At 70.4% G+C, this 20,301-nt stretch carries 16 protein-coding genes; 7 read left to right on the top strand and 9 right to left on the bottom strand.

From position 1 onward, the window contains the following. The 6 genes from BN1197_RS15415 (at position 1) to BN1197_RS15390 (ending at position 8,346) form a co-directional block, all read left to right on the top strand. Positions 1–1,338, top strand: coding sequence for a glutamine synthetase family protein (locus BN1197_RS15415; protein WP_040161056.1), 1,338 nt, complete (start codon positions 1–3; stop codon positions 1,336–1,338). Beyond that, positions 1,338–4,439 (top strand): bifunctional [glutamine synthetase] adenylyltransferase/[glutamine synthetase]-adenylyl-L-tyrosine phosphorylase, encoded by a 3,102-nt coding sequence (locus BN1197_RS15410; RefSeq protein WP_052466810.1) that lies wholly within the window; start codon positions 1,338–1,340, stop codon positions 4,437–4,439. Before BN1197_RS15415 ends, BN1197_RS15410 begins: the two co-directional genes overlap by 1 nt. A gap of 187 nt (positions 4,440–4,626) precedes the next feature. Continuing rightward, entirely contained in the window at positions 4,627–5,292 is a 666-nt protein-coding gene (locus BN1197_RS15405) for a response regulator (RefSeq protein WP_040161053.1), read from the top strand. A gap of 62 nt (positions 5,293–5,354) precedes the next feature. Further along, positions 5,355–5,894: a universal stress protein gene (locus tag BN1197_RS15400; RefSeq protein ID WP_082043958.1), complete on the top strand. Its 540-nt coding sequence runs from the start codon at positions 5,355–5,357 to the stop codon at positions 5,892–5,894. 62 nt (positions 5,895–5,956) lie between these two features. Then, positions 5,957–7,798: a GAF domain-containing sensor histidine kinase gene (locus BN1197_RS15395; protein ID WP_082043957.1), complete on the top strand. Its 1,842-nt coding sequence runs from the start codon at positions 5,957–5,959 to the stop codon at positions 7,796–7,798. 119 nt (positions 7,799–7,917) lie between these two features. Further along, positions 7,918–8,346, top strand: coding sequence for a helix-turn-helix domain-containing protein (locus BN1197_RS15390; RefSeq protein WP_040161047.1), 429 nt, complete (start codon positions 7,918–7,920; stop codon positions 8,344–8,346). A gap of 313 nt (positions 8,347–8,659) precedes the next feature. Here the strand turns inward: BN1197_RS15390 and BN1197_RS15385 are convergent, their stop codons facing one another. The 4 genes from BN1197_RS15385 to glnA all read right to left on the bottom strand — a co-directional run bounded on the left by BN1197_RS15385 (position 8,660) and on the right by glnA (position 13,899). Next, positions 8,660–9,532: a universal stress protein gene (locus BN1197_RS15385; protein WP_040161044.1), complete on the bottom strand. Its 873-nt coding sequence runs from the start codon at positions 9,530–9,532 to the stop codon at positions 8,660–8,662. Then, entirely contained in the window at positions 9,529–11,064 is a 1,536-nt protein-coding gene (locus BN1197_RS15380) for an amino acid permease (RefSeq protein ID WP_052466809.1), read from the bottom strand. The genes BN1197_RS15385 and BN1197_RS15380 overlap by 4 nt, the downstream gene beginning before the upstream one ends. A gap of 124 nt (positions 11,065–11,188) precedes the next feature. Then, positions 11,189–12,043 (bottom strand): 3-oxoacyl-ACP synthase III family protein, encoded by an 855-nt coding sequence (locus BN1197_RS15375; RefSeq protein ID WP_040161041.1) that lies wholly within the window; start codon positions 12,041–12,043, stop codon positions 11,189–11,191. A 431-nt stretch (positions 12,044–12,474) separates the two neighbouring features. Then, positions 12,475–13,899 carry a type I glutamate--ammonia ligase gene (gene glnA, locus BN1197_RS15370; RefSeq protein WP_040161038.1) on the bottom strand — a complete coding sequence of 475 codons (1,425 nt, stop codon included), beginning with the start codon at positions 13,897–13,899 and terminating at the stop codon, positions 12,475–12,477. 182 nt (positions 13,900–14,081) lie between these two features. Here glnA and BN1197_RS15365 point away from each other — a divergent pair, with 182 nt between their 5' ends. Then, entirely contained in the window at positions 14,082–14,546 is a 465-nt protein-coding gene (locus tag BN1197_RS15365; protein ID WP_040161036.1) for an RDD family protein, read from the top strand. A 56-nt stretch (positions 14,547–14,602) separates the two neighbouring features. Here BN1197_RS15365 and BN1197_RS15360 read toward each other — a convergent pair whose 3' ends face one another. From BN1197_RS15360 to sucB, 5 genes are all read right to left on the bottom strand, one after another. Then, positions 14,603–15,355 carry a DUF4191 domain-containing protein gene (locus tag BN1197_RS15360; protein WP_040161033.1) on the bottom strand — a complete coding sequence of 251 codons (753 nt, stop codon included), beginning with the start codon at positions 15,353–15,355 and terminating at the stop codon, positions 14,603–14,605. 28 nt (positions 15,356–15,383) lie between these two features. Beyond that, entirely contained in the window at positions 15,384–16,415 is a 1,032-nt protein-coding gene (gene lipA / locus BN1197_RS15355) for a lipoyl synthase (RefSeq protein WP_040161652.1), read from the bottom strand. Positions 16,416–16,657: 242 nt separating this feature from the next. Next, positions 16,658–17,329: a lipoyl(octanoyl) transferase LipB gene (lipB, locus tag BN1197_RS15350; protein WP_040161031.1), complete on the bottom strand. Its 672-nt coding sequence runs from the start codon at positions 17,327–17,329 to the stop codon at positions 16,658–16,660. 3 nt (positions 17,330–17,332) lie between these two features. Further along, the gene (locus BN1197_RS15345) at positions 17,333–18,238 is read right to left on the bottom strand and encodes a TIGR01777 family oxidoreductase (protein ID WP_040161028.1); all 906 of its coding nucleotides are present in this window, start codon (positions 18,236–18,238) and stop codon (positions 17,333–17,335) included. A 222-nt stretch (positions 18,239–18,460) separates the two neighbouring features. Continuing rightward, positions 18,461–20,281: a 2-oxoglutarate dehydrogenase, E2 component, dihydrolipoamide succinyltransferase gene (sucB, locus tag BN1197_RS15340; protein WP_040161023.1), complete on the bottom strand. Its 1,821-nt coding sequence runs from the start codon at positions 20,279–20,281 to the stop codon at positions 18,461–18,463. Positions 20,282–20,301 lie beyond the last annotated feature (20 nt).

Below are 20,301 nucleotides of genomic sequence, written 5' to 3'. Positions count from 1 at the left end.
ATGGATCGGCAACAGGAATACGTGCTGAGGGCGATCGAGGAACGCGACATCCGGTTCATCCGGCTGTGGTTCACCGACGTCGTCGGCACGCTGAAGTCCGTGGCCGTGGCCCCGGCCGAGCTCGAGAGCGCGTTCGAGGAGGGGCTCGGCTTCGACGGGTCGGCGATCGAGGGGTTCTCGCGCATCACCGAGTCCGACATGCTCGTGCGACCCGATCCCGCCACGTTCCAGGTGCTGCCGTGGCCGAACGAGCCGCCGCTCACGGCACGCATGTTTGCCGACATCCACACCCCCGACGGCTCCCCGAGCCCGGGAGACCCGCGCCAGGTCCTGCGCCGCGCCCTCGACAAGGCGGCCGATCTCGGGTTCACCTTCTACACCCACCCCGAGATCGAGTTCTACCTCTTCGAGAACCCGATCGTGCCGGGCGTCGCCCCCCGCCCCATCGACCACGCGGGCTACTTCGACCACGTCCACGACGGCCTGGGGCAGGACTTCCGCCGCGAGGCGACGACGATCCTCGAGTCGATGGGCATCTCGGTGGAGTTCAGCCATCACGAGGGCGGCCCGGGCCAGAACGAGATCGACCTGCGTTACGCCGACGCACTGTCGACCGCCGACAACATCATGACTTTCCGCGCCGTGATCAAGGAGGTCGCGGCCCAACAGAACTGCTACGCCTCGTTCATGCCCAAGCCCCTCTCGGGCGTTCCGGGCTCGGGCATGCACACCCACCTGTCGCTGTTCGAGGGCGATCACAACGCGTTCCACGAAGCGGGAGCGCCCTACCAGCTCAGCAGGATCGGACGACAGTTCATCGCCGGCCTGCTCCACCACGGGCCCGAGATCAGCGCGGTCACCAACCAATGGGTCAACAGCTACAAGCGCCTGTGGGGTGGGGGAGAGGCGCCCGCGCACATCTGCTGGGGGCACAACAACAGCAGCGCGATGGTGCGCGTCCCCCTGTACAAGCCGGGCAAGGAGAACAGCAGCCGCATCGAGGTGCGCACGGTCGATCCGGCCTGCAACCCCTATCTGGCCTTCGCCGTGCTCCTCACCGCCGGGCTCGCCGGCATCGAGCACGAGTACGAGTTGCCGGAGGAGGCGGAGGACGACGTGTGGCAGCTCACCGACGGCGAACGGCATGCCCTCGGCATCGTGCCGCTGCCTTCCTCCCTCGACGAGGCGACGTCGGCGATGGCTCGCTCCGACCTCGTCGCCGGCGCTCTCGGCGAGCACGTCTTCGACGTGTTCCTGCGCAACAAGCGCCGCGAATGGGCCGACTACCGCGCCCAGGTGACGCCGTTCGAGCTCGAGCGGCTGCTGCCGCTCCTCTGATGGCCGCCCGCGCGCAGAGCACCACGGGCTACGTCGCCCGGCTGGGGTTCGACGACACGCGCCGGGCGCTGTCGCTCGCCGCATCTGCGGTGCTCGACGGCCTCGTCGACCTCGAGAACGACTCGACCGGCCTGTTGCGCGCCGTCGCGTGGACCGCGGACCCCGACCTCGCGTTGCTCGCGCTGGTCCGGCTCCTCGAGGCGGCCGATGGGCAGGCGGACGCCCGGGCCGGGGAGCTGCGCGAGACGCTGTCCCGGCACGGCGAGGATCGGGACCGGTTGCTCGCGGTGCTCGGTGCCTCCAGCGCGCTCGGCGACCACCTCGTGCGTCATCCCGATCAGTGGATCGACGCCGCCCGTCCCGAGCCCCTCGACGCGGTGGGCCGGGCCACGGATCTGTGCCGGCGGGTCTCGCCGGGGGCCCGTGGCGACGTGTCGGGGCCGGACGCGCTGCGCGTCGCCTACCGCCGTCAACTCCTCGGCATCGCGGCCGCCGACCTCGCGTCCCCCGACCCGATCTCGACGCTCGAACCGACCGCCGAGGCGCTGGCCGACCTCGCCGCGGCGGCCCTCGAAGCCGCCCTCGACCTGGCCCGCGAGGAGCACCCCGAGGACGCCACCCGGTGCCGTCTCGCGGTCATCGGCATGGGCAAGACCGGCGGGCGCGAACTCAACTACGTCTCCGACGTCGACGTGATCTTCGTGGCCGAGCCGCCGGGCACCCCGGGCGGCGCCCACGGGACGAACGGGGAGGCCGACGAGCAGGCGGTCTCCGAGGCCGAGGCGATCGCCGCCGCGACGCGGCTGGCCTCGGCGCTGATGAGGATCTGTTCGGCGCACACCACGGAGGGCACGCTCTGGCAGGTCGACGCCGCGCTGCGACCCGAGGGCCGGCAGGGCCCGCTCGTGCGCACGGTCGCGAGCCATCTCGCCTACTACACGCGTTGGGCCAAGACGTGGGAGTTCCAGGCGCTGCTCAAGGCGCGCGTCGTCGCGGGGGACGCGGAGGTCGGGCAGGCCTACCTCGACGCCGTGTCTCCGATGGTGTGGGAGGTCGCCTCGCGTGACCACTTCGTCGAGGACGTGCAGGCGATGCGACTGCGCGTCGAGGCCCAACTGCCGCGCGCCGAGGCGCCTCGCGAGATCAAGCTGGGCGTCGGCGGTCTGCGCGACATCGAGTTCAGCGCCCAACTCCTGCAGCTCGTGCACGGACGAACCGACCCTTCGGTGCGTTCCCCGCGCACGCTGGAGGCACTCGAGCAGCTCGCCGCCGGTGGTTACGTCGCCCGGCGGGATGCGGCCCGACTCGACCAGGCCTACCGCCTGCTGCGCAGCCTCGAACACCGCATCCAGGTCTACAAGATGCGCCGGACGCACCTCATGCCCACCGCCGGTGCCGAGCTGCGCCGCATCGGGCGCTCCCTCGGGCTGCGCGCCGATCCCGAGACGGCCGTCGCCGATCGGTGGGCCGAGGAATCCCGCGAGGTGCGCCGCCTTCACGAGTCCCTGTTCTACCGTCCCCTGCTCGCGGCGGTGGCCCGCCTCTCCTCCGACGAGGCCAGGCTCAGCCCCGACGCGGCGCGCGACCGGCTCGCCGCACTCGGGTACCGCGACCCGGCCGGGGCCTTGCGCCACCTCGAGGCCCTCACGGCGGGGCCCTCGCGCACGGCCGCCATCCAACGCACCCTGCTGCCGGTCATGCTCGGCTGGTTCGCCGACGAGGCCGACCCCGACGCGGGACTGCTCGCGTTCCGGCAGGTGAGCGAATCGCTGGGGCGGTCCCCGTGGTACCTGCGGATGCTGCGCGACGAGGGCCGGGCCGCCGAACGTCTCGCCCACGTCCTCGCCCGCAGCCGGTACGCGGCCGAACTGCTCGAGCGCGCACCGGAATCGGTCAGGATGCTCGGCGAGGACTCCGGCCTGCGGCCGCGTGACGCGGAGGCGATCGCCCGCACCATGCGCAGCGCCGCGGCCCGCAAGGACGACCCCGGGACGGCCGTGCAGGCGGCCCGGGTCGTGCGCCGCCTCGAGCTCTTTCGCGTCGCGCTCGCCGATCTCGTCGGCGAACTCACGCTCGAGCAGGTCGGAGCCGGGCTCACCGACATCACCGAGGCGCTGCTCGACGTCGCCCTCGACCTCGCGACGGCCAAGGTCGCCGCCGAGCGGGGCGAGCCCGTCGAGGCCGACATCGCGCTCATCGGCATGGGCCGGCTCGGCGGACGCGAACTCGGGTACGGCTCCGACGCCGACGTCATGGTCGTCCACCGCCCGTACCCGGGCGCCGATCCCCAGCAGGTCGCAGCCGCCGTCACCGCGGTCGTGCAGGAGCTGCGTCGCTCGACCCGCCAGAACAGGCCCGACCCCGCCCTGGAGATCGACGTCGACCTGCGGCCCGAGGGCAAGAACGGCCCGCTCACCCGAACGCTCGAGGGATATCGCACGTACTACGCGCGGTGGTCGCAGGCCTGGGAGCACCAGGCGCTGCTGCGCGCACGCCCGGTCGCGGGGGACGCCGCGCTCGGTGCGGAGTTCGCGCGCATGGCCGACGAGGTGCGCTATGCCCCGGGTGTGCTCGACGAGACCGCGGTGCGCGAGATCCGGCGTCTCAAGGCGCGCATGGAGGCCGAACGCCTTCCTCGTGGCGCCGATCCGAAGCGGCACGTCAAGCTCGGCCGTGGCGGGCTCTCGGACGTCGAATGGACGACCCAGCTCGTGCAGATGCGTCACGCCCACGCGGTGCCCGCGCTGCGCACCACGTCCACGCTGGGTGCGCTGACGGCGGCGAAGGATGCCTCGCTTATCGACCCGGGCGACGCCGACGCGTTGGAACAGGCGTGGCGACTCGCCTCGGAGATCCGCAACGCCGCTGTGCTGTGGCGCGCCCGCGTCGGCGACTCCCTGCCGGTCAGCATGCGCGACGCGGAGGCGATGCACCGCATCCTCGGGGGGCCACCCGGCAGTGGTGTCGACCTCACCGAGCGCTACCTGCGCGCGGCACGCCGAGCCCGGGCGGTGACCGATCGCCTCTTCTACGGTCGCGCCGAGGAGCCCGAACGCCGGCGGGGTCACCCGGTCGGGGACGACCTGCGCGGTCGGCCCTGACCGCCCCACACCCTCGTTCTGCCCGACGTCCCCGGATTCGCCCGGTTTGTCCCTGACCGTCGACGCGCGCGGCCCACAGCGGAATCGGCGCCGACAGCAGGAGTGGTCCGCGCGAGGAACGCGGTATGTCGATAATGGACGACCGAGTGTGTCCGATCCGCCCTCCAGGGCCGAAGACGAGGTGACGATGTCGATCACGGTGTACCTGCTCGACGACCACGAGATCGTGCGGCGAGGCCTGCGCGAACTGCTGGAGCTCGAGGACGATCTGCAGGTCGTGGGCGAATCCGGGTCCGCCGAGGAGGCCGCCCGCCGCATCCCCGCCCTGCGCCCCGACGTCGCCGTCCTCGACGCACGGCTGCCCGATGGTTCGGGGATCGAGGTGTGTCGCACGGTGCGGTCGCTCGACGAGAACATCGCCGGACTCATCCTCACGTCGTTCGACGACGAGCGGGCGCTCACCGCCGCCGTGCTCGCCGGCGCCTCCGGTTATCTGCTCAAGGACATCCGCGGGGCCGACTTCGTCGACGCCGTGCGCCGCGTGGCCGCGGGGGAGCGGTTGCTCGCCGAGGACGACGTGCGCTCGATCCAGGACAAGCTCGCCGCCGCCGAGCCGGGCGACCCCCGGTTGCGCAGCCTCACCCCGCAGGAACGCCGCATCCTGCTGCACGTCGCCAAGGGCCTCACCAACCGGCAGATCGGCGCGGAACTCTTCCTCGCCGAGAAGACCGTGAAGAACTACATCACCGCCGTGCTCGCCAAACTGGGCATGGAACGACGCACCCAGGCCGCCGTCTTCGCCGCCACGCACGCCGACGAACTCGCCGAGCGACCGGGCCGATCCGAGCGGTGACCGGGGTGCCGCAGGACCTTGGACCCTTGGCCTCAGCTGCGGTTTCGTCGGACTCTGTCGGCATGACTCGTGGCCGCTGGGAACACGCCGACCGGGCGTCCGCACCCGTTCTCGATGTCGTGGCCGGACTCGTCCCGGGCCCGTCGGCGGGACGGGTCGCACGCGCTGCCGTCCGTGAGGCCGCGGCACGCGGGGCGCGGGTCCGGTTCGTCCAGGTCATCGAGCCCGGCTCCACGGCGTCCGAACGCGACGCGGCCGGCGCGAACACGTTCGCGGCCGCCCTCAAGGCGCTGCGCGAGTCCTCGCGGGTTCCGGTCTCGTTCGAGATCGCCGTCGGGGAGCCCGGCCCGGTGCTCGTCGAACGCAGCCGCAGCGCCGGCGTGCTCGTCATCGGCAGCGACGACCCCGAGGAGATGTCTGCCCTCGCGATGTACTGCCTCGAACACGCCGCGTGCGACGTGCGCACGGCGCGCCCGACGGCGTCGGCACCCGAGGAGTCGACGTCGGCTTCCGAGCGGGCCGAGCCTGCACAGTCCGGCGCGACCGCCGGGGGCACGGTCGGCACCCCGGGACGCGGTCGCCGCGCGCGACAGGACGCCTGAGTGCGGCGGCGGGTCGAGCGTCCCCGATCGCCGCGTCGAACGGCCCTCGTACCATCGGGAGCATGAGCGACCCCGACGCGACCCCGGGCCCCCCGCTGCGGGGCTTCACCCGGCCGTCGAGCCTGGACCTCGAGGATCTGTTCGACGAGATCCGGCAGCGCACCCAGGGCGCGAGCCGCTCCCAGACCCGCCTGGCCGCGCTTCTCGACGCGGTCGTCGCGATGAGCAGCGAACTCGACTTGTCGGTGGTGCTCACCCAGGTCATCGAGTCGGCCTGCACCCTGCTCGAGGCGCGCTACGGGGCCATCGGTGTCATCGACCCGGCCGGGGGACAGCTCATCGAGTTCGTGCACCACGGGCTCGAACCGGGGGAGGCCGAGCGCATCGGCACCTTGCCCCACGGTGAGGGGCTGCTGGGCCTCCTGCTGGAGGATCCCGTGCCCCAGCGCGTCGACGACATGGGGAGCCACCCGCAGGCCGTGGGCTTTCCGCCCGGACACCCCCCGATGCGCACGTTCATCGGCGCCCCGATCCGTGTGCACGACGCGGTGTTCGGCAACCTCTACCTCACCGAGAAGGCCGACGGGCAGACCTTCACCGAGGACGACGAGTCGGTGCTCGTCGCACTGGCAGCGGCGGCGGGCATCGCGGTCGACAACGCTCAGCTGTACCGGCGCGCGCGGCGGGCCGAGGAGTGGTCCAAGGCCGTGGGGGAGCTCACCCAGACCCTCCTCGAAGGTCGCAACGAGCGTTCGGCGTTGGCCCGCATGGTCAAACAGGCCCGCGAGCTCGGCGAGGCCGAGATGTGCGCGTTGCTCGTTCCCGACACCGAGGGCGGCCTCGTGGTGCAGGCCGTCGACACCGACGGCAAGGGGCTCGACGTGCGCGGGCGAGTGCTCGACGACCACCGGTGGCGGATGCTCATGGCGAGCCGCACCCCGGTGCAGCTGCGGTTCGAGCCCGGTGACATCGGCGGCGGCGAGCTGTCCAACCAACTCCGGGTTCCGGCAGGACTGCCGCGCCCCGCGACGACCGTGGTCGTGCCCATGGCCGTCGGTGAGGTGGAGGTCGGGCTCGTCGTGCTGAGCTGGGGGGCCGATGCGCCCGCGGGGGTTGTGGAGACGATGGACCTGCTCGGTGGCTTCGCCGACAGCATGGGCCTCGCCATCGAGGCCGCGCGCGCTCAGCGGCACCGTTCGCGCGCCGTGTTGCTCGAGGACCGCGACCGCATCGCGCGCGACATGCACGACCACGTCATCCAACGACTCTTCGCCGCCGGTCTCACTCTGCAGGCCGTGGGCCGCATCGCCGAGGGCAAGGTCGCCGAACGCATCGAGTTCGTCGTCGACGAACTCGATCTCGCCGTCAAGGACATCCGCTCGGCGATCTTTGAACTGCACCATGGTTTTCCGCAGGGCGGGCTCGGGCCGGAGCTCGAGTCGGTCGTCGAGAAGGCCACGGTGGCCTTCGGATTCGTTCCGGACGTCTCGTTCGAGGGCCGCCTCTCCGACATCCCCGAGACCCTCGTCCCCGACGTCGTCGCCGTGGTGCGCGAGGCCCTCGCCAACGTCGCCCGGCACGCCCGTGCCACCGATGCCCGGGTGCGGGTGAGCAACACGGGCGACGACCTCGTCGTCACCGTCGTCGACAACGGCGTGGGCCTTCGCCAGGACGCCGATCGCAGCGGCCTGGCCAACCTCGCCGGCCGCGCCACCCGCCACGGAGGCACGTTCGAGGCCACGTCCACCCAGCCCTCCGGCACGTTGCTGCGATGGTCGGTACCGCTCGCGGGCGAGACGCTCGAAGCCGCAGCGCTCGACCGCATGCACGAGGAGACCCACGACGACGAACAGGACGTGAGCGGGCCGAAGAGGCCCCACGACGGTCACGCCCTGGACGCCTGACCGCGCCGAGACAGCCGCCGTTTCCGGCCACTTCACGAAGAGGCGCAGGTCACGGCGTCGGTAGGGCAGGAGACGACGAGTGCCTCGGGTCGTCCGTGGCGCGCAGTAGGGTCGACGCCATGACGGCGACGACGGACGCGCGGATCGGCGCGGGAATGCAGAGGCTGCGGGAGCACCTGGGCATGACTCAGGCCCGGCTCGCCGAGGAGATGGCGGCACTCGGGCATCCGTGGCACCAGCAGACCGTCGTCAAGACCGAGAAGGGATTGCGGCCGGTGCGGCTCACCGAGGCCTGCGATCTGTCCTCGGTGCTGCAGGTCGACCTCCTCGAACTCGCCGGCCTGTCGGAGACGCGTCCCGAACACCTTGCGGTGCGCGGTCATCTCACGCGTTGCGAGGAGGCCGAACGCGCCGCCGTCTCCGCCCAGGCCACGGTCACCGCCGCCCGGGCCGCGCTGCGCACCGCCACGCGGGCCGTGGACGACCTGCCGGCCGACCTACGAGAGCGGGTCGACGCTGCTCTGGCCGACCCGGCGGCACCCGCGTAGGCCGGTCCCGGCTCCCGCCGCCACGAGCCCCCAGGCCCCGCACCGGACGGCGTGCCCGAAAGCTGAGACGGCCACGGGGATGTCGACATGGCTGATCCGCCGCGACCACAGGACAACTGGCTCCGGCCCGCGCCGGGTCGTGCTCCTCGTCCGTTCGAGAAGCCCCGCTCACCTGTAATGCTGTCGCCGGCGCACGGCTTCCTGAAGGCGCCGAACTCGGGGTAGTGAGCGGCACGCCCTTCGGTCCGTTCGATGGAACGAGCCGAAGGGCGTGTCGTGTCCTCGGGCCGCGTTCGATACGCAACCTGAGGGATCAATCGGCGGTTCGGCTGGGCACGACGACGACCGGCACCGGGGACTGGCGCACGATCTTGGTCGCACTGGAACCGAGGAACACCTGGGCGATCTGGCTCGTCGAGGACGACCCGACGATGAGGACGTCACCGTCCTCCCAATCCGCCTCGTTCAGCGCCTCGTCCCACGTGCGGCCGATGAAGATGTCACCGGTGTGCTGCTGGTCGTCGGGCAGGGAGGCGATCGCGCGGTCGAGGGCGGCGGCGGCCTGGGTGCGCCACTGCTCCAGGACCATCTCGGCGTCACCGCTGACCTCCGTGGGCACCATGCGGCGAGGCTCGACGCCGAACGTGACGACCCGCAGGGGAACGTCGGCCGCCTCGGCGAGGATCGCCGCACGGTTCAGTGCCGGCTCGGAGGACTCGTGGTCTCGGTAGGCACACGTGACGCGTGAGAGCTTGCCGTCCTTGCCGCGATAGCCGCGCGGGGCGACGGCGACGGCGACCGGGCTGGAGTGCAGCAACCGGCCGGCCTTCGACGAGACGTCGATGTGACCGATGCCCGCCTCCGTGCCCGAACCGAGGACGAGGCAGCGGGCCTCGGTCTCACGGACGGCGTCGAGCAGGGTCTGCGGAACGGACCGGCCGGTCGTGGCGACGGTCTCGCCCTCGACGCCGGCGGCGTCCATGACGCTGCGAGCCTCGTGCAGGGCCCGCTCGGCCTCGGCCTCGGCGGACTGGGGATCGCGGCGCGCGATGCCACCCCACCCGCTCGGCAACACCGAGACGACGTGCAGCCGGGCTCCCGTGGATCGCGCGAAGCGGCAGGCCAGCTCGATGGATCCGGCGTCACGGTGGAACGGGGTCCAGCCCACGACGTAGGTCGACGTCATCGGGGATCCTCCTCGGGGTCGATGCGGGTACGGGTGGCCTCGGACGCGTGCACGCCGGCGCCCGGCTCGAGAACATCCTCGGGGACGTGCCGCAGCCGGGCCAATGCGGCGTGCTTGCGGCCGTAGACGTAGTAGAAGGCCAGCACGATCGCGAGCCAGACGAAGAACGCGGCCCACGTGTGCCACGGCAGGCCCCAGAGCACGTAGACGCACGCGACGACGGCGAGGACCGGGGTGACGGGGTATCCCGGCACCCGGAACGGCCGGTAGAGGTCACGCTGCGTGCGTCGCAACACGACGACGGCGACCGCGACCACGGTGAACGCGACGAGCGTGCCGATCGAGACCGTGTCCCACAGATACCCCGCAGGCACGATGCCCGCGATGATCGCGATGACGATCGAGACGACCACGGTGTTGTAGTTCGGCGTCATCGTGCGCGGGTTCACGTGCGCGAACCTGGGGGAGACCATGCCGTCACGACCCATCGCGAAGAGGATGCGGGTCTGGCCGTAGAGCGTGACGAGGGTGACCGAGAACACCGAGATGACGGCGCCGGCCGCCAGGATGATCGCCGGGATCTCCGAGCCCGTGACGTTGCGGAGGATGACCGCGAGGCCGGCACTTTGCTGGTCGGGACTCGAGAACTCCTGCAGCGGCTGGGAACCGACGCCGGCGGCCGCGACGAGCAGGTAGACGCCGATGACGACGAAGAGCGCGGCCATGAGCGCCCGCGGCAACGCCCGCTGTGGATCCCTGACCTCCTCACCGGCCGTCGCGACCGCATCCAGACCGATGAACGAGAAGAAGATCGTCGCGGCGGCGGTACTGATCCCACCCGCACCCGCCGACCAGAAGTTGTCGAAACGGTCGGCCTGGAACGCGGTGAACGCGATGACCGCGAACATGATGAGCACCGAGAGCTTGATGAGCACCATGATCGTGTTCACCGTCGCCGACTCCGTCGCGCCACGCAGCAGCAGGAACATGCAGAGGAACACGAGGACAACCGCCGGCAGGTTGACGATGCCCGTGGGATCGGCGATCGATCCGTCCGGCTCGTAGAAGGGGATGGGGGCGTACGACAAGCTCTGCGGAAGCTGCCAGCCGAACAGACCGTGGGTCAGCTCGTTGAAGTACCCGCTCCACCCGACGGCCACGGCCGACGTCGACACGCCGTACTCGAGCAGCACGCACGCCGCGATGACCATGGCCATGCCCTCGCCGAGCGTGTGGTAGGCGTAGGAGTACGTCGACCCGCTGACCGGGATGGCGGCCGCGAGTTCGGCGTAGCACAGCACCGACAGGCCCGCCGCGATGCCGGCGATGAGGAACGAGATGAGCACGGCCGGGCCGGCGTGGGGCACGGCCTCCTGCAACACGAAGAAGATTCCGGTGCCGACGGTGGCGCCCACACCGAACATCGTGAGCTGGAAGGTGCCGATGGACCGTTTGAGATGGCCGGCCTCGTCGGAACCCTCGTCTGCCGCTGCCAGAGGCTTGCGGCGCATGATCTGTTGTCGAAGCGTCATCCGCTGACTCACTTCCTCGCTACATCGTCGTATGAGGTACGGGGTGCAGCCTCTCAGCGAATCGCCTTGCGGGTGCCGACTGTCGCCGGATTGGTGTCTGGAATGCGGGACATCGTGGCCTAGATCACCACCGCAGGAGCGCGAGACCGGCGGCCATCCCGCCGCCGAACCCCGCGAGGAGGACGAGGTCACCTCGATCGAACTCGCCTGCGCGGGCGGCCTCGTCGAGGGTGATGCCGACCGAGGCGGCGCCGGTGTTGCCGTACTCCACGATCGTCTCGTGCATCCGCGCGTCCGTGAGACCGAGCCGCGGGAACAGCTCGGCGAGCATGAGGCGGTTGGCCTGGTGCGGCACGAAATGATCGACGTCGGCGGGGTCGACACCCGCCTCGTCGAGGAAGGCCGCCACAAGCGGCGGCAGTTCCTCGAGCACGAACTCCTTGACCGCCCGCCCCTCTTCATGGCCGACGCCGCCCGCCGGCCCCAGCATGACCGCCCCGGCCCCGTCACCGAACAACGCGACCGTGCGCCGGTCCTCCGGGTTGAGGATGTGGGAGTAGATGTCGGCCCCCACCACCAGCGCGTATCCACCCCCGCCCGCGAGCATCCGAGCCACGACCGCCACCGCGAACACGAACCCGCTGCACACCGCGTTCATGTCGAACGCCGCCGCCCCCGACGCACCGACCGCGTCCTGGACGTACACCGCCGTCGGCGGCTGCGGATGATCCGGCGAGGACGTGGCCACGACGACGAACGCGATGTCCTCGGCCACCACCCCGGCCGAGTCGAGCGCAGCCCGGGCCGCCTCGATCGCCAGATCCGACGTCGCCTGCTCCTCCGCCACCCACCGCCGCTGCCGGATCCCCGTCTTCGACACGATCCACTCGTCGTCGACACCCGCCGCGCGACCCACCTCGTCGTTGTCCACGACCCGCTCCGGCAGATACGACCCCGTCCCCAACACCGCGATCTCCATACCGCCAGTCTCGGCCCGACACGAGGGCGCGGTCCCCGGGACGGCCTGAGATCGTCACCACACCCGAACACGACACGAGCCGCCACCGACGACGCGATGACGGCTCGTGCGGCAGGAATCCTCGCTGCGCTGCGGTTCCTACTTCCGGATCAGGGGACAGATGGCGATGTTCTCGACGCCATCTGAGTCCCATCACCCTGCGGCAGGAATCCTCGCTGCGCTGCGGTTCCTACTTCCGGATCAGGGGACAGATGGCGATGTTCTCGACGCCATCTGAGTCCCATCACCCTGCGGCAGGAATCCTCGCCCCGCTGCGGTTCCTACCTCCGGGCTCTGTTCCTCAGATGTCGTAATCGTCGGCGAATCTTCCTCGATTCGACCCGAGGCAGGATGCTCGCTTCGCTGCGCTCCTACCCCCGGCCTCATCTTCGTCAGATGTCGTAATACATCTGGAACTCGTACGGATGCGGCCGCAGACGCAATGGCGCGACCTCGTTCTCCCGCTTCCAGTCGATCCACGTGCGGATCAGGTCCTCGCTGAACACGTCACCCTCGAGCAGGAACTCGTGGTCGGCCTCGAGCGCGTCGAGCACCTGCTCCAACGTGCACGGCACCTGCTCGATGTCCGCGTGCTCCTCCGGCGGCAACTCGTAGAGGTCCTTGTCGATCGGCTCCGGCGGCTCGATGCGGTTACGGATGCCGTCCAACCCCGCCATGAGCTGTGCCGCGAACGACAGGTACGGGTTCGCCGACGGGTCGGGAATGCGGAACTCGATGCGCTTCGCCTTCGGCGACGCCCCCGCCACCGGAATGCGGATACACGCCGAACGGTTCCGCGCCGAATAGACGAGGTTCACCGGCGCCTCGAAACCCGGCACGAGCCGGTGGTAGGAGTTCGCCGAGGGGTTCGTGAACGCCAGCAGCGCCGGCGCGTGCGTGAGCAGCCCACCGATGTACCAGCGGGCGAGATCCGACAGGCCGCCGTAACCCTGCTCGTCGTAGAACAGCGGCTCGCCGTCCTTCCACAGCGACTGGTGCGTGTGCATTCCCGAGCCGTTGTCGCCGAGCAGGGGCTTGGGCATGAACGTCGCGCTCTTGCCGAACTCCCAGGCCGTGTTCTTGATGACGTACTTGAACTTCATCACGTCGTCCGCCGCCGCGAGCAGGGAATCGAACCGGTAGTTGATCTCCTGCTGACCGGCGGTGCCGACCTCGTGGTGGCTGCGTTCGACCTTGAGGCCCACCTCGGCCATCCGCAGGCACATCGCGTCGCGGATGTCGGCGAAGTGGTCGACCGGCGGCACGGGAAAGTAGCCGCCCTTGAACGCCGTCTTGTACCCCTTGTTGCCGCCCTCCTCCTCACGTGAGGTGTTCCACGCCGCCTCGACGGAGTCGAGCTTGTAGAACGTCGACTGCGGCGAGTTCTCGAAGCGGATGTCGTCGAAGACGTAGAACTCCGCCTCGGCCCCGAAGAACACCGTGTCGGCGATTCCCGTCGACCGCAGGTAGGCCTCGGAACGCGCCGCGATGTTCCGCGGATCGCGCGAGTACGGCTCGTCGGTGAACGGGTCGACGATCGAGAAGTTCATGATGAGCGTCTTGTGGTCCCGGAACGGATCGAGATACGCCGTCGTCACATCCGGGATGAGCTTCATGTCGGACTCGTGGATGGCCTGGAATCCGCGGATCGACGAGCCGTCGAACGCCTGTCCCTCGGTGAAGAAGTCGATGTCGACCGTGCTCGCAGGGATGTTGAAGTGCTGCATCACACCGGGAAGATCGCAGAACCGGATGTCGACGAACTCGACACCCTCGTCCTCGATGAACGCAAGAACCTCTTCTGGTGTGGTGAACACGCTGCTCTCCTCAGGATCCGGACACCGGGTCGGCGTCCACTGTCGAGGCGACACTAACGAGTCGCCGTTAAGTGCTCGTCACCGCTGTGTTTCACCGGTGTTTCGTGTCGCGGCCCGCCGGTGGCGACGGCGGGGGAGAGACGCGAAGGGAAGGGGAGTGCGCGGCCGATAGGCTGACCGGCATGGTGGAACGTCGTGACGTCGGATCCTGGCTCTCCGGACCCCCCACGACTCCCGACGATCACCGTTACCCCGGGGAACGGCTCGGCCTCCCGGAGCACGGTCCCGGTTCGATCGCCCCGTTCACCCGGCGCATCCCGGCCCTGCTCGTCGACGGAGTCGTCTGCCAGCTGATCGCGATGGCGTTCCTCGGCTACCGGCAGGGCGAGGGCGGTCTCGGCGTGTTCCTGCCCAGCCTCGTCTTCCTCGCGATGCACCTGCTGCTCGTCGGCACGACCGGCTCGACGATCGGTCACCGGATCCTCGGGCTGCGGGTCGTGCGCGTCGACGGCGGATGGGCCGGGCCGGTGGCCGCCCTCTGGCGGACCGTGCTCATCGCCCTCGTCGTGCCGGGCCTGATCTACGACCGCGACGAACGCGGCCTGCACGACAAGCTGCCCGGAACGGTGCTCGTCCGCGCCCGCTGAACCCCACCGCCACGTCGACCCCACGCAGCCGCGTCGCAGAGCCGGATCGAGCCGGGTCAGCGGAACTGGCTGCCCCGGCCCATCGAGCGGACGCGGTTGGGATCCATGCCCTTGGGAATCGGAGGCCGCTGGGCGCCGAGGGCCCGCAGCCGCCGGTCGACCTCGGTGACCTCGGTGGGGGTGAGGGTCTTCTTGAGCCTGCCCATGCGACGCACGATGTCGCGGGGCGCGAGCACCTCCTCGCCCGTCTTCGGGTTGGGCTCGCCCGAGCCGACGCGGAACAACGTCACCGGCACGTTCGGGGTGAGGCGGTTGACCTTGCGCTTCTCGCCCAGGAGCAGCTTCGAGGCCCGGCCCTGCGGTCCCTCGCCGATGAGCACGACGCCCGCGCGCCCGACGGCGCGGAACACCATCGCCGCGTCCTGCATGTTCTGGCCTCGGCCGCCCTCGACGGCGACGGGCTCCTCGGAGTAGCTCCACCCCCGGCGCAATCCCTGCAGCACCGCTCCCGAGGCTCCGGGACGCCCCTCGATGGCGTTGTACGCCGCCCGCTCGGCCCGACGCGTGAGGTAGATGAACGCGGCGAGCACACCGAGGGGCAGGAAGACGAGACTCCAGTAGAGCGGGTGCTTGACGACGAGCCCGATGACGAGACCGACGAGAACGACCGCCAGCGTGATCCCGACGAGCTTGACCAGGATCTGCGGGTCGTCGTTCTTGGCGAGGGTGTAGATCTGACGCAGCTTCTCGAACCGCGGCTTCTTCGGCGGCGCCGGCGCGGCACTCGCGCCCTTGGACGTGCGGGCCATCGTGGTGGTCGTGCTCCTTGGTCGGGGTTCAGCGAGAGGTGGTCGGGGTGAGGCGTCGCTCGACGAGGGTGGCCGCCTCCTGGCGGGCCGGCTCGTCGGCACTCTGCGCCAGGTGGGCGAGGTTGTCGGGCAGCTCGCGTCCCGCCTTGCGCATGGCCTGGGCCCAGAGGCGGCCGGCGCGGTAGGACGAGCGCACGAGCGGGCCGGCCATGACACCGAGCATGCCGGTCTCCTCGGCGAACTCCGACCAGGCGATGAACTCCTCGGGCTTGACCCACCGGTCGATCGGGTGGTGGAGCTTGGAGGGGCGCAGGTACTGGGTGATCGTGAGGATGTCGCAGCCCGCGTCGTGCAGGTCGCGGATGGCCTGGGCGATCTCGTGCTCCTCCTCGCCCATGCCGAGGATGAGGTTGGACTTGGTGACGAGGCCCTCCTCCTTGGCCATCGTGATGACCTTGAGGGACTTCTCGTACGTGAACGCCGGCCGGATCTTGCGGAAGATGCGGGCGACGGTCTCGAGGTTGTGCGCGAACACCTCCGGCCGCGCGTCGAAGACCTGACCGACGAGCTCGGGCCGGGCGCCGAAGTCGGGCGGGAGGATCTCGACGCCGGTGTTCGGGTTGAGCGCGTGGATCTCGCGGATCGTGTCGGCGTACAACTTGGCCGCGCCGTCGGGCAGGTCGTCGCGAGCGACACCGGTGACCGTGGCGTAACGCAGGTTCATCTGCACGATGGACTCCGCGACCTTGCGCGGCTCGTCGACGTCCAACGGCCCGGGCCGGCCGGTCGCGATGTCGCAGAAGTCGCAGCGGCGCGTGCACGTGTCACCGCCGATGAGGAAGGTGGCCTCCCGGTCCTCCCAGCACTCGAAGATGTTGGGGCAGCCCGCCTCCTGACACACGGTGTGCAGGCCCTGACCCGTGACCCGCTTGGACATGGCGGCGTACTCCGGCCCCATCTTGGCGGTCGTGCGGATCCACGACGGCTTGCGTTCGATCGGGGTCTCTGCGTTGCGCGCCTCGACGCGCAGGAGCCTGCGTCCCTCTGGTGCGACGGTCACGAAGACCATCCTTTCCGTACCTGTACGTGGTGCTTGTACGTGGTGCCTGTGCGTGATGCCTGCTCGTGCTGCCGGTCCATGGCGCCTCGGTCGTCGCCGTGTTGCCGGCGTCTCGTTCGCGGCGCCGTGTTCGAGTCGGGTTGTCGATGGGCCCGTCCGTGGTGGGTCTCCCAGGGTACCCGGGGGAGGTCGGAGCGCCGCAGGCGTCCCGGGCACATGTCCGTCCGCCTGCAGCGGCCCGGTCAGGCGCCGAGCGGGGCGGCGGTGGCCTCGTGGAGGGAGACCGGGTCGAGCACGCGATCGAGGTGCGCCTTCGCGAGCGGAAGGACCTCCGCCACCGAGACGTCACGCCCGAGCTCCGTCGACAGGCTCGTGACCCCGGCGTCGGAGATGCCGCACGGCACGATCACCTGACCCCACGAGAGGTCGCAGTCGCAGTTGAGCGCGAACCCGTGCATCGTCACCTCCTGGCTGACCCGGATGCCGATCGCGCCGATCTTGCGGCACGGCCCACGGTCGTCGGCGGCGATCCACACACCGCTTCGGCCCTCGACGCGCCCGGCGTCCACACCGAGGTCGGCGCACACGCCGATCATCGCCTCCTCGAGACGACGGACGTGCGCGACGACGTCGACCGGCGAGGGCAGGTGCACGATCGGATAGCCGACGAGCTGCCCGGGGCCGTGCCACGTGATCTTGCCCCCGCGGTCGACCTCGACGACCGGGGTGCCGTCGAACGGCCGCTCGTGAGGCTCGGTGCGCTTGCCCGCGGTGTACGTGGCAGCGTGCTCGAGCAGCAGCACGGTGTCGGGCAGCTCACCCGCGACCACCGCCGCGTGCACCTCACGCTGGTGATCCCACGCCTGCACGTAGTCCACGTAGTCGGGCGCGAACCCCAGTTCCTCGTAACGCATTCCTCACTCCTGCCTGTCGCGACGCGACGTGAGCCAACGGGCGGCGCTCGTGCCGTCGCCCTGGGCGAACGTGAAGCCGGATTCCTCGAGCACCCTGGGGGCGACCCGCTGGCTGCCGAGGACGTCGTCGGCGAACCCGCCGAGCATCGCACGCAGCGCGAACGCGGGAGCGGGAATCACCGACGGCCGGTGCAACTCCTCACCCAGCAGAGCCATGAACTCCCCCTGCCGTACGGGCTCGGGAATCGCGATGTTGACCGGCCCGGTGATCTCCGGGTGATCGACGAGCCAGACGAGCGCCGCCACCTCGTCGTCCAACGTCACCACCGGCCACCACTGGTGACCGTCCCCGAGCGGACCGCCCAGAGCCGCCTTCGCCAGCGGGAGCACCTTGGCCATCGCACCGCCGTCGGCAGACAGGACGATGCCGGTGCGCGCGAACGCCACCGGAATCCCCGCCGCCGCGACCGGGCGCATCTCGCCCTCCCACGCCCGCACCACGTCGGCGAGGAATCCCTTGCCGGCAGCGCTCGTCTCGGTGAGGACCTCCTCACCTCGGTCGCTGCCGTAGATGCCCACCGCCGAGCCGCTCACGACCCGCACCGGCCGTTCCTGCGCGAGGACCGCGTTCGCGAGCGTCCGAGTGCCGTCGATGCGCGATCGCCGAATCGTCTTGCGATACTCCGGCGTCCACCGCCGATCCGCCACCCCTGCCCCCGCGAGATGCACGACGACGTCGACATCGCCGAGCACACCCGAATCCAGCGCCTCCCCAGGAGACCACTCCCGCTCCGCCGAGGTCCGCGGCGCACGACGGACCAGATGCACGACCTCATCGCCCCGCGTCGTCAAGGCCTGCGACAACGCCGACCCGATCAGACCCGACGCACCCGTGAGAGCAACACGCACGTCAACCCACCCCTCGCCCCAGACCCACGAACTCCGACGACCGCCCCATCGCACAACCCCTGCCCCATCGCACAACCCTTCCCGCCCCGACAACCAGACCCGACACGACGGCGACGGGGCGGCAGGAGACCCCACCGCCCCGTCGAACCGCACATCCTCACGCGGCCCGCGGCGACACCGGCTCGCTTCGCTCGTGCGGTGTCACCGCGAGCCGCTACTTCGTCAGACCTCGAAGGCACCTTCTTCAAGGCGCTTCTTCAACGCCGACAAGAACCGACCCGCGTCCGCGCCGTCGACCACACGGTGGTCGTAGGTGAGGACGAGGTACTGCATGTGCCGGATCGCGATCGAGTCGTTGCCGTACTCGTCCTGGACCACGACCGGGCGCTTGACGATCGCACCCGTGCCGAGGATGCCGACCTGCGGCTGGTTGATGATCGGCGTGTCGAGCAGCGAACCGTTGCTGCCGATGTTGCTGATCGTGAACGTGCCACCACCCAGCTCGTCCGGCGTCACCTTGTTCGTGCGGGTGCGCTCGGCGAGATCGGCCACCTTGCGGGCGATGCCGGCGATGTTGAGGTCACCCGCATCCTTGATGACCGGCACGAGCAGGCCGCGCTCGGTGTCGACCGCGATGCCGAGGTGCTCGGCGCCGTGGAAGACGATCTCCTCACCCTCGATGCTGCTGTTGAGCGTGGGGAAGGCCTTGAGCGTCTCGATGGTGGCCAACGCGATGAACGGCAGGTACGAGAGCTTGACACCCTCGCGCTTCTCGAAGTCGGCCTTGGCGCGGGCACGCAGGGCCGCGACGCGAGACATGTCGACCTCGACGACGGCCGTGAGCTGCGCGGAGACCTGCAGGGACTCGACCATGCGCTGAGCGATGATCTTGCGCAGACGCGACATCTTCTCGCTGGTGCCACGCTTGTCGGAGGGCACCGGGACCGCGGTGGGGGCCGCGGGAGCCGCCTGCGGTGCCTGAGCCGCGGGAGCAGCCGGCGCCGACGGAGCCGGGGCCTCGGCCTGCTTCTTCGCGTCCTCGGCGGCCTTGGCCGCGTCGAGCACGTCCTGCTTACGGATGCGGCCGCCGACGCCGGTGCCCGTGAGCGTGGAGAGGTCGACACCGTGGTCGGCCGCGAGCTTGCGCACGAGCGGCGTGACGTAGGCGGAGGCGTCGGTCTGCTCGGCCTTGGCCGGAGCGCCCTCGTCGGCGGCAGGCTTGCTCTCCGCCTTCGGCGTCTCCTTCTTCGGCTCGGGCTTCTCCTCCTTCGCCGGTTCCGGCTTCTTCTCCTGCTCGGGCTCCGGCTTCTCCCCCGGCTTCTCCTCGGGCTCCTCCTGAGCCGGCTCGGGCTCCTCGTCGCCCCCGCCGGAGGCCTCGCCGCCGATGACCGCGAGGTCGGCGCCGACCTCGACCGTCTCGTCCTCACCGACGAGGATCTTGGTGAGCGTGCCCGCGATGGGGGAGGGGATCTCGGTGTCGACCTTGTCGGTGGAGACCTCGAGCAGCGGTTCGTCGACCTCGACCTCGTCACCCTCGGACTTGAGCCAGCGCGTGACGGTGCCCTCGGTCACCGACTCGCCCAGGGCCGGCATCGTCACGCGGTCGCCACCCCTGACGTCGCCGGTCGGCTTCTTCTTGGGCTCGTCGGACTCGGCGGACGGGGTCGTGGGGGTCTCGGCCGCCGACTCGTCGGACTCCGGCTGCGCGCCCTGGGACTCCTTCTTCTCCTCGGTGTCGCTGCCGGAGTCCTGCGGCTCCTCCTGCGACTGCCCACCCTCGGAGGAGTCGTCGTCCTCGACGTCGGAGGAGTCGCCGATGAGAGCGAGGTCGGCTCCGACCTCGACCGTCTCGTCCTCGTCGACGAGGATCTTCGTCAGGGTGCCCGCGACCGGGGAGGGGATCTCGGTGTCGACCTTGTCGGTCGAGACCTCGAGCAAGGGCTCGTCGACCTCCACGGAGTCGCCCACGCTCTTGAGCCAGCGGGTGACGGTGCCTTCGGTGACCGACTCGCCCAGAGCCGGCATGGTCACGCGTTCTGACATTTCTCGTGTCTCCTCGGGTG

Origin of the sequence: Mobilicoccus massiliensis (assembly GCF_000826525.2) — a bacterium.
GTDB lineage: Bacteria > Actinomycetota > Actinomycetes > Actinomycetales > Dermatophilaceae > Mobilicoccus > Mobilicoccus massiliensis.
This window is presented reverse-complemented; position numbering and strand designations above follow the sequence as displayed.

What these genes read in the sequence shown, in the direction of transcription:
- BN1197_RS15415 (WP_040161056.1), top strand. Translation starts at nt 1, where the DNA reads ATGGATCGGCAACAGGAATACGTGCTGAGGGCGATCGAGGAACGCGAC.
- BN1197_RS15410 (WP_052466810.1), top strand. Translation starts at nt 1,338, where the DNA reads ATGGCCGCCCGCGCGCAGAGCACCACGGGCTACGTCGCCCGGCTGGGG.
- BN1197_RS15405 (WP_040161053.1), top strand. Translation starts at nt 4,627, where the DNA reads ATGTCGATCACGGTGTACCTGCTCGACGACCACGAGATCGTGCGGCGA.
- BN1197_RS15400 (WP_082043958.1), top strand. Translation starts at nt 5,355, where the DNA reads ATGACTCGTGGCCGCTGGGAACACGCCGACCGGGCGTCCGCACCCGTT.
- BN1197_RS15395 (WP_082043957.1), top strand. Translation starts at nt 5,957, where the DNA reads ATGAGCGACCCCGACGCGACCCCGGGCCCCCCGCTGCGGGGCTTCACC.
- BN1197_RS15390 (WP_040161047.1), top strand. Translation starts at nt 7,918, where the DNA reads ATGACGGCGACGACGGACGCGCGGATCGGCGCGGGAATGCAGAGGCTG.
- BN1197_RS15385 (WP_040161044.1), bottom strand. Translation starts at nt 9,532, where the DNA reads ATGACGTCGACCTACGTCGTGGGCTGGACCCCGTTCCACCGTGACGCC.
- BN1197_RS15380 (WP_052466809.1), bottom strand. Translation starts at nt 11,064, where the DNA reads ATGACGCTTCGACAACAGATCATGCGCCGCAAGCCTCTGGCAGCGGCA.
- BN1197_RS15375 (WP_040161041.1), bottom strand. Translation starts at nt 12,043, where the DNA reads ATGGAGATCGCGGTGTTGGGGACGGGGTCGTATCTGCCGGAGCGGGTC.
- BN1197_RS15365 (WP_040161036.1), top strand. Translation starts at nt 14,082, where the DNA reads ATGGTGGAACGTCGTGACGTCGGATCCTGGCTCTCCGGACCCCCCACG.
- BN1197_RS15360 (WP_040161033.1), bottom strand. Translation starts at nt 15,355, where the DNA reads ATGGCCCGCACGTCCAAGGGCGCGAGTGCCGCGCCGGCGCCGCCGAAG.
- lipB (WP_040161031.1), bottom strand. Translation starts at nt 17,329, where the DNA reads ATGCGTTACGAGGAACTGGGGTTCGCGCCCGACTACGTGGACTACGTG.
- sucB (WP_040161023.1), bottom strand. Translation starts at nt 20,281, where the DNA reads ATGTCAGAACGCGTGACCATGCCGGCTCTGGGCGAGTCGGTCACCGAA.